Raw genomic sequence first — 11,878 nt, 5'->3', positions numbered from 1 at the left:
GCCCGCGGGGGTAGGGCGAACGGCCGGGGGCCGCGGGAACCGCGCCGCCGGGGCGGCAGCCGGTCCTAGTACCAGTTGTGGGCCTGCCAGAACGACCACGCGCCACAGGGGCTGCCGTAGCGGGAGTTCATGTAGCCGACGCCCCACTTGATCTGGGTGGCCGGGTTGGTGCGCCAGTCGGCACCGGCCGAGGCCATCTTGGTGCCGGGCAGCGCCTGGACCAGACCGTACGCGCCGGAGCTCTTGTTGGTCGCGGTGTAGTCCCAGCCGCTCTCGCGCTTCACGATCTGGCTGAAGCACTGGAACTGCGCGTCGTTGCCGACGATCTGCCGGGCCAGGTCCTGGACCGAGCCGGGGCTGACCGAGACGGGCGGAGCGCTGTCCTCGACCGCGGTCATCGCGGAACGGGACTTGGACCGGTTCGCGGCGGCCTCGTCGGCCTTGCGCTTGTCGTCCGCGGCCTTGGCGGCCTTCTCCGCGTCGGCCTTGGCCTGGGCATCGGCCTTCGCCTGGGCGTCCGCGGCGGCCTGCTGGCGCGCGGCCTCCTCGGCGGCCTTCTGCTCCGCGGCGGCCTTGGCGGCGGCGTCGGCGGAGGCCTGCTGGGCGGATGCCTGCTGGCCGATGTTGTCACTGATGGTCTGCGCCTGGGCGCCAGAGGGGACTTCGGCAAGCAGGGTCGCGCCGGCGACGTCAACCGTCTGCGTGGTCTTGCCCTCGCTGCCCGAGGCCATACCCACGACGGCACCGACAGCGGTGACGGCGGTGGCGGAGGCCACAGCAACTCCCCGGACCGAGATCCGAGTCACATGGTTTCCTTCCAGCATCGCCCACGCGTGACCGTACGGGCGCAAGATGCCCCTTGGCACGGACCTCCGCACAGTGCTCTGGTCACGGGAGGTGCTGGCCCGGCGTCCGGCCGAGGTGACCGGGCGTTGAAATCGGGCGGCGTACGGCTCAACGGTGTTCAATTGTGTGTCCACCGACCGGAGTTGGCGAACCTTCCCGGGCCTGACTCCCGGAGTCCGGAAGCCCTGCCGCGCCGTACGCGGGGCCTGACAGAACCCTCACCATGCCGCACCGGGCACGGTCGACGCAATTCCCCTTCGCGTGGCGCATGTCACATTCACCGTACGGCGGTTTCCCGGACGGAAAGCACTCGATGTGATGAAACGGGCGGAGCCCGCTCCGTCAGGAGCGGGCTCCGGGTCATGAGTTGACCATATTGTCCCACTATGCCCCGATCAGGGGCGGATCACGGGTGGATGTCCTCCAGCATCTCCGTGACCAGCGCCGCGATCGGCGAACGCTCCGAGCGGGTGAGCGTGATGTGGGCGAAGAGCGGATGACCCTTCAGCTTCTCCACCACCGCCACCACGCCGTCGTAGCGGCCCACCCGGAGGTTGTCCCGCTGCGCCACGTCGTGGGTGAGCACCACCCGCGAGCCCTGGCCGATCCGGGACAGCACCGTCAGCAGGACGTTCCGCTCCAGCGACTGCGCCTCGTCCACGATCACGAAGGCGTCGTGCAGCGAGCGCCCCCGGATGTGGGTCAGCGGCAGCACCTCCAGCATCCCGCGGGAGATGACCTCCTCGATCACGTCCGGGGTGGTGACGGCGGAGAGGGTGTCGAAGACCGCCTGCGCCCAGGGGCCCATCTTCTCCGCCTCGGAACCGGGCAGGTAGCCCAGCTCCTGGCCGCCGACCGCGTACAGCGGCCGGAAGACCATCACCTTGCGGTGCTGCCTCCGCTCCAGCACCGCTTCCAGCCCCGCGCACAGCGCCAGCGCCGACTTCCCGGTGCCGGCCCGGCCGCCCATCGACACGATCCCGATCTCCGGGTCGAGCAGCAGGTCCAGCGCCACCCGCTGCTCGGCGCTGCGCCCGCGCAGCCCGAACGCCTCGCGCTCCCCGCGCACCAGCCGCACCCGGCCGTCGCCGGTGACCCGGCCGAGCGCCCGGCCGCGCTCCGAGGTCAGCACCAGTCCGGTGTGGACGGGCAGCTCGGTGGCGCCGTCGACGTCCACCCCCGCGTCGTGGCCGGCCGAGAACAGCGCGTCCACCTGGTCCGCCGGGACGTGCAGCTCGGACATGCCCGTCCAGCCCGAGGTGATCGCCAGCTCGGCCCGGTACTCCTCGGCGAGCAGGCCCACCGAGCTGGCCTTGATCCGCAGCGGCAGGTCCTTGGACACGACGGTCACGTCGTAGCCCTCGGCCTGGAGGTTGCGGGCGACCGCGAGGATCCGGGTGTCCGCCTCACCGCCGGCCCGGTAGCCGGCCGGCAGTATCGACACGTCGGAGTGGTTGAGCTCGACCCGGATGGTGCCACCGAGCTCGCCGACCGGGATCGGCTCGTCGAGCCGGCCGTGGCGGATCCGGTAGTCGTCGAGCAGCCGCAGCGCCTGGCGGGCGAAGTAGCCCAGCTCCGGGTGGTGTCGCTTGGCCTCCAGCTCGGTGACGACCACCACCGGGAGGACGACCTCGTGCTCCTCGAAGCGGGTCATGGCGAGCGGGTCCGCCAGGAGCACGCTCGTGTCGAGAACGTACGTGCGCCGGTCTGGTGTCCGGCGGCTCTTCGAACTGACCACTAGGCCTCCAGAGCGGATGACCCTGCGTCATCCGCGGCATGCCGGCCCCCGCTGCCCCGGTGGCCTCGGGACCGGACTGACTGGAGTATTCCCAGGCGGGGAGCGGTGCATTCGCGCCCCCGGAGAACTGACGGATCATTGCCGGTGAACGTTTGGCCTCGCGCCGGCACCGGGTAGGCCAGGCCTACGGCGGTCATTTCCTCCGGACGGGTCGGTGGCCGGGGCCGCCGTGCCGGGGTTACAGCCCCAGCCGCCGGTGGCGCTGCTCGTACGCCCGCAGCGCACGCAGGAAGTCGACCTTGCGGAAGGCCGGCCAGTACGCCTCGCAGAAGTAGAACTCGCTGTGCGCGCTCTGCCAGAGCAGGAAGCCGGACAGCCGCTGCTCGCCCGAGGTGCGGATGATCAGGTCCGGGTCGGGCTGGTTGCGGGTGTACAGGTGCTCGGCGATGTGCTCGACGGTCAGGACCTCCGCCAGTTCCTCGATCGAGGTGCCGCGCCCGGCCTGCTCCTGGAGCAGCGAGCGGACGGCGTCGGCGATCTCGTGCCGACCGCCGTAGCCGACCGCGACGTTGACCGTTATGCCGTCGATGTCGGCGGTCTGGTCGGCGGCCCGCTTGAGCACGTCGGCGGTGTGCTGCGGCAGCAGGTCCAGCGCGCCGACCGGGTTGACCCGCCAGCGGCGGGCGGCGGCCAGGCCGGTGACGGCGTCCTCGATGATGCCGAGCAGCGGGACGAGCTCGTCGGCCGGGCGGTCCAGGTTGTCGGTGGAGAGCATCCAGAGGGTGACGACCTTGACGTGGGTCTCGTCGCACCAGCCGAGGAACTCGCTGATCTTGTCGGCGCCGCGCTGGTGGCCGTACGCGGTGGAGCCACCGGCCGCCTTGGCCCAGCGGCGGTTGCCGTCCAGGATCACGCCGATGTGGCGCGGGGTGCTCGCGAGGTGGACCTCGACCCGTCGACCGTAGAGCCCGTACATCCCGCCGAGCAGGGTGCGCAGCCCCGGCGTCCGTTCGGCGACATCGCGCAGACCCATCTTTCCCGGCCCCTCCGTGCTCGTTGCAACTGGTGCGTCTCCGCCCCGGGCGCAGCCTACTCCGGCGCGCAGGTGCACAGTAAAGCCGCAGGTAGCGGTCTGGTCACGGTCCTGTACGAAGTCTGTCCCGACGGGCGTGTCGGAGGTCGTCCGGGCGGGCCGCGGGGTCGCTGAGAGGCTCCCGGGGCGCGGACACGGAACGGTCTCCGAATCCTTAACGGAACCGTAAGCCGTTCTTCCGATGCTTGACGACCAGCAATGGTCTAGTCCAGCTTTTGATCCGGGACGGAACGATCCTCCGGCTCCGCCCCGCAGGCTCACTTCGGACCTCCCCTCCCCCACACGCGGCCGCCGCGCCCCCCACCGCGGCGGCCGCTCCTCCCCCAGGAGCGTCGCCCCATGGCCCGTACGCTGAACCAGCCCTCGCACAAGCGTCGGCGCAGCCCCCTCCCGGCCGTCGCGGCCGGTGCCACCGCCCTCGCCCTGGCCGGCGGCGGCCTCGCCCTCTTCGCCGGCGGCGCCAGCGCGGCGGTCGGCAACCTGGTCGACAACGGCGGCTTCGACGGCGGGCTCGGGGGCTGGACCTGCACCGGCGCCGCGACCACGGTCTCCTCCCCGGTCCACTCCGGCACCGGCGCGCTCCAGGCGACCCCGGGCGCCGGTGACACCGCCGAGTGCACCCAGTCCATCAGCGTGCTGCCCAACACCAGCTACACCCTGAGCGCGTGGGTCCAGGGCCCGTACGTCTACCTCGGTGCGCGCGGCACCGGCGGCACCGACCCGTCCGCCTGGTCGAACCAGAACAGCTGGAACCAGCTGTCCAGCACCTTCACCACCGGGGCGAACGCCACCAGCGTCACCGTCTACCTGCACGGCTGGTACGGCCAGAGCGCCTACCTGGCCGACGACGTCGCGCTGATCGGCCCCGGCGGCACCGGCACCCCGTCGCCGACGGCGACCCCCACCCCCACCCCCACCGCGACGCCCACGGCCACCGCGACGCCCACCCGGACCGCGACCCCGACGCCCACTCAGACCGCGACGGCGACCCCCACCGCCACGCCGACCAGCACCACCCCGCCGGTCACCGGCCTGCCCGCCCACGTGGTCACCGGCTACTGGCAGAACTTCGACAACAACTCGACCGTGCAGCGGCTGAGCGACGTCCAGAGCGCGTACGACATCATCGCGGTGTCCTTCGCCGACGCCGTGCCGACCAGGACCGGCGCGATCAGCTTCACCCTGGACCCGGGCCTGTCCAAGGCGCTCGGCGGCTACACCGACGCCCAGTTCCGCGCCGACATCAAGGCCAAGCAGGCGGCCGGCAAGAAGGTCGTCCTCTCCATCGGCGGCCAGAACGGCGCGATCACCGTCGGGGACGCCACCGCCGGCGCCAACTTCGTCAACAGCGCCTACGCGATCATCAAGGACTACGGCTTCGACGGCATCGACGTCGACCTGGAGAACGGTGTCCAGGCCGGCCCGCTCGGCGACGCGCTGCACTCCCTGCAGGCCAAGGTCGGCCCCGGCTTCGTCCTGACCATGGCCCCCGAGACCATCGGGATGTACAACACCTCCGGCGCCTACTTCCAGCTGGCGCTGAAGACCAAGGACATCCTCACCGTCGTCAACACCCAGTTCTACAACTCGGGCGGCATGAACGGCTGCGACGGCAAGGTCTACAACCAGGGCACCATCGACTTCATCACCTCGCAGGTCTGCACCCAGATCCAGGGCGGCCTGCGGCCGGACCAGGTGGGCATCGGCGTCCCGGCCTCCACCCGGGCCGCGGGCGGCGGCTACGTCGCGCCGGCCGTGGTGAACAACGCGCTGGACTGCCTGGCCACCGGTAACAACTGCGGCAGCTTCGTGCCGCCGGCCAAGTGGCCGACCATCCGCGGCGCGATGACCTGGTCGACCAACTGGGATGTCAACAACGGCAACGCGTTCTCCAACGCGGTCGGCCCGTTCGTCCACAAGATGCCGTAACGGCACCCGGCCGCGGCTGCCACGGGCCGCGGCCACCCGAACTCCACTCCCCCGGCGCGCCGCTCCTTGAGGGTGGGGCCTGCGCGTCGGCGGCGGGGCCCGTCGCACCGACCGGTGCGGCGGGCCCTTCCGTTCCCCTCCCCTTCAACGCGTTCAATGCCCCGGCGACACGTGCTCACCGCGCCAGGACCGCGGTGAGCGCGCCGAGCAGAAGGAACGGGCCGACCGGGAGGTCCAGTCCGCGCACCGGGCGGCGGCGGACCAGCGCGGCGGCGGCCCGCAGGGTACCCCACAGCCCGGCGAGCACCATCGCGGCGAACAGCCCGCCGAGCGCCACCGACCAGCCGTACCAACCGAGCAGCCCGCCCAGGGCGAGCCCGAGCGGGGAGTCCCCCGGGCCCAACGCGCCCAGCCAGACGGCCAGTTCGAGCACACCCCCGACCGCGAGCGCGACCAGCAGGCAGCGCAGCGCCACCCCGGGCCCCGCGGTCGGCACCGCCGCCAGCAGCAGCGCCGTCACCCCGCCGAGCAGTGGCAGGGTCAGCCGGTACGGCAGTCGGCGCACCCGCGCGTCGACGAAACCGAGCGCCACGCCGAGCGCCGCCGCCCAGCCCATCGCCAGGGTCACCACCACCAGCCGGTCCGCCGCGTACGCCACCGCGATGGCGACCGCCACCGCGACCGCCTCCACCGTCCAGGGGCCGGCGCCCAGCCGCTCCTGGCAGCCCCGGCAGCGCCCGGTCGGCGGCAGCAGGCGCACCCGGCGCCCGCAGGCCGGGCAGTCCTCGCACCAGGGCTCGCCCTCCGGCACCGCGAACCGGGCGATCAGCCCGCGCAGCGGTGGAGCCGCCAGGAGACCGACCAGCACCGCCGCCGCCACCACGACCGGGACCACCGGCGCACCCCCTCTTCTACCGACCCGACCGACACGACCGACACCATCGGCGCGACCGGCCCCATCCTCCCGCGCCGGGCGGTGTGCCGTCCGTCTCGTTCCGCACGACAGCGCGACAGCGCTCCTCGCATACACGAGCATTCCGGACATTCGACTACTGGTTCGGAAGGCCGTCCGCCACCCCCGCCTGCCGATCCAAGGGGGCCGTTCGGGCCCCCGAAAGCACCCCCGCGGAGACCGGCCGCACGGCCCCTCCGTACCCCTAAAGTAGGCGGACATGCAGGTCATCCAGTCCAGCAAGCTCGCCAATGTCTGCTACGACATCCGCGGCCCGGTGCTCGACGAGGCGATGCGGCTGGAGGAACAGGGCCACCGCATCCTCAAGCTCAACACCGGCAACCCGGCCACCTTCGGTTTCGAGGCGCCCCCGGAGATCCTCCAGGACGTCCTGCGCAACCTCGCCAACGCGCACGGCTACGGCGACTCCAAGGGCCTGCTCTCCGCCCGCCGCGCGGTGGTCATGCACTACGAGGACCGCGGGCTGCACGGCCTCTCCGTCGACGACGTCTTCCTCGGCAACGGCGTCTCCGAGCTGATCCAGCTGGCCATGACCGCGCTGCTGGACGACGGCGACGAGGTGCTCGTCCCGGCCCCGGACTACCCGCTGTGGACCGCCTCGGTCTCACTGGCCGGCGGCACCGCGGTGCACTACCGCTGCGACGAGCAGTCCGAGTGGTACCCGGACCTCGCCGACATCGAGGCCAGGGTCACCGACCGGACCAGGGCCATCGTGGTGATCAACCCGAACAACCCGACCGGCGCGGTCTACCCGCGCGAGGTGCTGGAGGGCATCGCGGAGATCGCCCGCCGGCACGACCTGGTGGTCTACGCGGACGAGATCTACGACAAGATCCTCTACGACGACGCCGAGCACGTCCCGCTGGCCACCCTGGCCCCGGACCTCTTCTGCGTCACCTTCAACGGACTGTCCAAGGCGTACCGGGTCGCCGGCTTCCGCTCCGGCTGGATGGTGCTGTCCGGCGACCGGCGCCGGGCCCGCAGCTACATCGAGGGCCTCACCGTGCTCGCCTCGATGCGGCTGTGCGCCAACATGCCCGCCCAGCACGCGGTGGCCGCCGCGCTCGGCGGACGGCAGTCGATCCGCGACCTGGTGCTGCCCGGCGGCCGGCTGCACGCCTCGCGGGACGCCGCGTACGAACTGCTGAACCAGATCCCGGGGGTCAGCTGCGTCAAGCCCAAGGGCGCGCTGTACGCCTTCCCCCGGCTGGACCCCAAGGTCCACAAAATCAAGGACGACGCCCGGATGGTGCTGGACCTGCTGCGCTCCCAGCGGATCCTGCTGGTCCAGGGCACCGGCTTCAACTGGCCGGAGCCGGACCACTTCCGGCTGGTCACCCTGCCCCGGGCGGAGGAGATCACCGACGCGGTGACCCGGATCGGCGACTTCCTCGGGGGTTACGTCCAGCCGTAGGCCGCGAAGCACCCGGGAAAAACACTACGGCCGGAGTCCCGGTCCGGGCGATCTCCTTGGTCGGGGGAAAATCGCCCGGCGGAACTCCGGCCGTCCTGCCGCTCGGCGGGGCGCGCGGTTCGTGCCGCGCGCCCGCCTCTCTCCCGGCTGAGGCTCAGGCTCAGCCGAGGCGCGCGACGAGGTTCCGGTACTCGTCCCACAGCTCCTTCGGGGTGTGGTCGCCGAAGGTCTCCAGGTGGGCCGGCACGAGAGCGGCCTCCTGGCGCCAGAGGTCGGCGTCCACGGTGAAGAGCAGGTCGAGGTCCTCCTTGGACAGGTCCAGGTCGCCGAGGTCGAAGCCCTCGACGGTCGGCAGCACGCCGATCGGGGTCTCGACGCCCTCGCCGGTCCCCTCCAGGCGCTCGACGATCCACTTGAGCACGCGGCTGTTCTCGCCGTAGCCGGGCCAGACGAACTTGCCCCCGGCGTCCTTGCGGAACCAGTTGACGTAGTAGATCTTCGGCAGCTTGGCGGCGTCCGCCCGGGCGCCGACCTTCAGCCAGTGGGCGAAGTAGTCACCCATGTTGTAGCCGCAGAACGGCAGCATCGCGAACGGGTCGCGGCGCAGCTCGCCGACGGTGCCCTCGGCGGCGGCGGTCTTCTCGGAGGCGATGTTGGCGCCGAGGAAGACGCCGTGCTGCCAGTCGAAGGACTCGGTCACCAGCGGGACGGCGGTGGCGCGGCGGCCGCCGAACAGGATCGCCGAGATCGGCACGCCCGCCTGGTCCTCCCACTCCGGGGCGATGGTCGGGCACTGCGCGGCCGGGACGGCGAAGCGGGCGTTCGGGTGGGCGGCCGGGGTGCCGGACTCGGGGGTCCAGTCGTTGCCGCGCCAGTCGGTCAGGTGCGCCGGGGGCTCCTCGGTGAGGCCCTCCCACCACACATCGCCGTCGTCGGTGAGGGCGACGTTGGTGAAGACGGTGTTGCCCCAGAGGGTGTCGATGGCGTTGGCGTTGGTGTCCACGCCGGTGCCGGGGGCGACGCCGAAGAAGCCGGCCTCGGGGTTGATGGCGTAGAGGCGGCCGTCGGCGCCGAAGCGCATCCAGGCGATGTCGTCGCCGATCGTCTCGACCTTCCAGCCCGGGACCGTCGGCTGGAGCATGGCCAGGTTGGTCTTGCCGCACGCCGAGGGGAACGCGGCGGCCACGTACTTGGCCTCGCCGTTCGGCGGGGTGAGCTTCAGGATGAGCATGTGCTCGGCCAGCCAGCCCTCGTCGCGGGCCATGGTCGAGGCGATGCGCAGCGCGTAGCACTTCTTGCCGAGCAGGGCGTTGCCGCCGTAGCCCGAACCGAAGGACCAGATCTCCTTGGTCTCCGGGAAGTGCGAGATGTACTTGGTGCTGTTGCACGGCCACGGCACGTCCGCCTGGCCCTCGGCGAGCGGGGCGCCGACGGTGTGCACGGCCTTGACGAAGTCGCCGTCCTCGCCGAGCTGGTCCAGCACGGCCTGGCCCATGCGGGTCATCACGCGCATGGAGACGGCGACGTAGGCGGAGTCGGTGATCTCGACGCCGTACGCGGCCAGCGGGGAGCCGACCGGGCCCATCGAGAAGGGCACGACGTACATCGTGCGGCCCTTCATCGCGCCGCGGAAGAGTCCCTGCTCGCCCTGGAAGAGCTCCCGCATCTCGGCGGGGGCCTTCCAGTTGTTGGTCGGTCCGGCGTCCTTCTCCTGCTCGGAGCAGATGAAGGTGCGGTCCTCCACGCGCGCCACGTCCGTGGGGTCCGAGGCGGCGTAGTAGGAGTTGGGGCGCTTCTCCTCGTTGAGCTTCTTGAAGGTGCCCTGCGCCACCAGCAGGTCCGCGAGGCGGTGGTACTCCTCGTCGGAACCGTCGCACCACTCGATGCGGTCCGGCTGGGTGAGCTCGGCGATCTCGCTCACCCAAGCGAGCAGCTGCTTGTGGCGGGTGGGCGCGGATGCGCTGAGAGCAGAGATCTCGTACGACACGATCGCTCCGTTTCACGCCATCTCGGCGAGGAGACGGCGTCGCGGGGGTCTGAGGGTGCTTGCAGCGTAGCTCCGGACTCAAGGCCGGAACGCGGCGAAGCGTCGAAATTGACGCACCTTTTACTCCAGCCAGTATGATTACTGACAAGTAACAGAGCGGCCTCACCCGCGACGGAGTGTGCGGCGCCACACTCCTATTACTCCAAAACGTCCAACAGTGACGATCGCCACTTCCTACGCGCCAGTAACCTACGGATCCGTAGGTAACGGGTAGCATGCTGCGCATGACTGCTGCTGCGCTCGCGGAGAGTGCACTCATAGAGAGCAAGCCGAAGTGGCGCGGCTGGCTGCACGCCGGGATGTTCCCCGCCACGGTGGCCGCCGGGATCGTGCTGATCTGCCTGGCCGACTCCACGCCCGCCAGGATCGCCTGCGCGATCTACTCGGTCAGCGCCTGGCTGCTGTTCGGGGTCAGCGCGGTGTACCACCGCTTCGACTGGGGCCCGCGCGGGGACGCCGTGCTGCGCCGGCTGGACCACGCCAACATCTTCCTGATCATCGCGGGCACCTACACGCCGTTCACGATGCTGCTGCTCAAGGGCGCCGACCAGCAACTGCTGCTCTGGGCGGTCTGGGGCGGCGCACTGGCCGGGATCGCGTTCCGGGTGTTCTGGGTCGGCGCGCCGCGCTGGCTGTACACACCGGTGTACCTCGCGCTGGGCTGGGCCGCCGCCTTCTACCTGCCGGACTTCCTGCACACCGGCGGGGTCGCCGTCCTGGTGCTGATGATCGTCGGCGGAGTGCTCTACAGCATCGGCGGCGTGGTGTACGGGCTCAAGCGGCCCAACCCCTCACCGCGCTGGTTCGGGTTCCACGAGGTGTTCCACGCCTTCACCCTGGGGGCGTTCATCGTCCAGTACATCGGTGTCTCACTGGTGGCGTACAGCACGGCCGGCTGATCCCGGCGCACCCCGACGGGCGGTCGAACGGTCCACGGACCGGCCGGCCGCCCGTTCCGCCGTCCAGGGCCGCTCGTACGGGGCCCGGAGCTGCGGGCGGCGCGGGACGGCCGAGTGGTCGACGGCGCCGGACTCCGACTGCGGGCCCGGATCCTGCAGCAGCCCGTGCGCGTGGTGGTGCTCGCCGTGCCCGTAGTACTGCTCCCCGCGGGCGTGGTGCTGCTCCCCGTGCGACTCCCGGCGGGGCTCGCGCGACTCCCGGTACGGCTCGCGCGGCGACCCGGCCGCCGTCGGGAGCGCCGCGGACCCGGGCCGCCCCGGCGCACCGGCCGAGCGGGCCCGCGCCTGCCGGGCGTCGAGCGCCTCGCGGGCCCGGCGGCAGCGCTCGCAGTGCGCGGCGTCCGGGATGCCGCGGCGCGGGCGGTGCCGGACCGGGGCCCGATCCCCGTGCATCGCGCGCCAGCGGCGGGCGACGTACACCATGAGCAGCAGGGTCTCGACCCCGGCGACCGCCAGGACCAGCAGGGCGCCGTTGATCAGATAGGCCGCGACCACGGCCAGCGCAGAGCCCACCACCACCGCCGAACCCCACACCTGGGTGCTCATCTGCTTGTCGTCCGCGTCGGCCACTTCGGTCCCCTTTCCCGGTGCCGGGCTCGTGGTCGGCTCCCGCCGCCCCACCTCTTCTCCGCTCTCGGCACGCGTCGGCCAGCACTGACCGATTGCCACATGGTATCTACCGACAGTCATGGCCAACTGCCCCGGGGCGGCGAACGACAGATCAACGTTGCGTCAATTCCTCGTGCGGAAGCAGCACTTCCAGGACACATCACGGAGCGTAGCCGCGGTTCGCCTCCGTCGGACGCACCGGACACACCGGACACACCGGACGCACGGGACGCACGGGACGCACCCACGGCAGCACGCAGGGCGCCGAAC

At 71.5% G+C, this 11,878-nt stretch carries 9 protein-coding genes; 3 read left to right on the top strand and 6 right to left on the bottom strand.

The annotated features are described in order from the left end of the window. Positions 1–65: 65 nt before the first annotated feature. From ACFVVA_RS31640 to ACFVVA_RS31630, 3 genes are all read right to left on the bottom strand, one after another. Entirely contained in the window at positions 66–824 is a 759-nt protein-coding gene (locus tag ACFVVA_RS31640; RefSeq protein WP_380359217.1) for a transglycosylase SLT domain-containing protein, read from the bottom strand. Positions 825–1,252: 428 nt separating this feature from the next. Next, positions 1,253–2,584, bottom strand: coding sequence for a PhoH family protein (locus ACFVVA_RS31635; protein WP_359899497.1), 1,332 nt, complete (start codon positions 2,582–2,584; stop codon positions 1,253–1,255). A 238-nt stretch (positions 2,585–2,822) separates the two neighbouring features. Beyond that, complete coding sequence (locus ACFVVA_RS31630; protein ID WP_181970663.1) at positions 2,823–3,617, bottom strand: isoprenyl transferase; 795 nt, start codon at positions 3,615–3,617, stop codon at positions 2,823–2,825. Positions 3,618–4,016: 399 nt separating this feature from the next. Between ACFVVA_RS31630 and ACFVVA_RS31625 the strand changes: the two genes are divergently transcribed. After that, on the top strand, positions 4,017–5,606 hold the full coding sequence (locus ACFVVA_RS31625; protein ID WP_387694192.1) for a chitinase: 1,590 nt from the start codon (positions 4,017–4,019) through the stop codon (positions 5,604–5,606). Positions 5,607–5,781: 175 nt separating this feature from the next. Here ACFVVA_RS31625 and ACFVVA_RS31620 read toward each other — a convergent pair whose 3' ends face one another. Beyond that, a complete protein-coding gene (locus ACFVVA_RS31620; RefSeq protein WP_387694191.1) occupies positions 5,782–6,501 on the bottom strand; it encodes a prepilin peptidase in 720 nt (239 codons plus the stop codon). 277 nt (positions 6,502–6,778) lie between these two features. Between ACFVVA_RS31620 and ACFVVA_RS31615 the strand changes: the two genes are divergently transcribed. After that, entirely contained in the window at positions 6,779–7,993 is a 1,215-nt protein-coding gene (locus tag ACFVVA_RS31615) for a pyridoxal phosphate-dependent aminotransferase (protein WP_380553471.1), read from the top strand. A gap of 160 nt (positions 7,994–8,153) precedes the next feature. Here the strand turns inward: ACFVVA_RS31615 and ACFVVA_RS31610 are convergent, their stop codons facing one another. Beyond that, positions 8,154–9,980 (bottom strand): phosphoenolpyruvate carboxykinase (GTP), encoded by a 1,827-nt coding sequence (locus ACFVVA_RS31610; RefSeq protein ID WP_359899489.1) that lies wholly within the window; start codon positions 9,978–9,980, stop codon positions 8,154–8,156. Between the two features lie 284 nt (positions 9,981–10,264). Here ACFVVA_RS31610 and ACFVVA_RS31605 point away from each other — a divergent pair, with 284 nt between their 5' ends. Further along, complete coding sequence (locus tag ACFVVA_RS31605; RefSeq protein WP_387694190.1) at positions 10,265–10,939, top strand: hemolysin III family protein; 675 nt, start codon at positions 10,265–10,267, stop codon at positions 10,937–10,939. On the opposite strand, the gene ACFVVA_RS31600 is transcribed toward ACFVVA_RS31605, so the two are convergent. Then, positions 10,910–11,569, bottom strand: a complete 660-nt coding sequence (locus tag ACFVVA_RS31600; protein ID WP_387694189.1) for a hypothetical protein — start codon at positions 11,567–11,569, stop codon at positions 10,910–10,912. The two genes, ACFVVA_RS31605 and ACFVVA_RS31600, sit on opposite strands and share 30 nt — an antisense overlap. Positions 11,570–11,878: the final 309 nt, after the last annotated feature.

Origin of the sequence: Kitasatospora sp. NPDC058048, assembly GCF_042885555.1 — a bacterium.
GTDB lineage: Bacteria > Actinomycetota > Actinomycetes > Streptomycetales > Streptomycetaceae > Kitasatospora > Kitasatospora lactacystinica.
Note: the sequence above shows the minus strand (reverse complement) of the source record. Positions and strands in the feature narration are given on the sequence as shown.

Bases quoted from the DNA above. Each gene is read 5' to 3' on its own strand.
- ACFVVA_RS31625 (WP_387694192.1), top strand. From the start codon at position 4,017: ATGGCCCGTACGCTGAACCAGCCCTCGCACAAGCGTCGGCGCAGCCCC.
- ACFVVA_RS31630 (WP_181970663.1), bottom strand. From the start codon at position 3,617: ATGGGTCTGCGCGATGTCGCCGAACGGACGCCGGGGCTGCGCACCCTG.
- ACFVVA_RS31640 (WP_380359217.1), bottom strand. From the start codon at position 824: ATGCTGGAAGGAAACCATGTGACTCGGATCTCGGTCCGGGGAGTTGCT.
- ACFVVA_RS31615 (WP_380553471.1), top strand. From the start codon at position 6,779: ATGCAGGTCATCCAGTCCAGCAAGCTCGCCAATGTCTGCTACGACATC.
- ACFVVA_RS31605 (WP_387694190.1), top strand. From the start codon at position 10,265: ATGACTGCTGCTGCGCTCGCGGAGAGTGCACTCATAGAGAGCAAGCCG.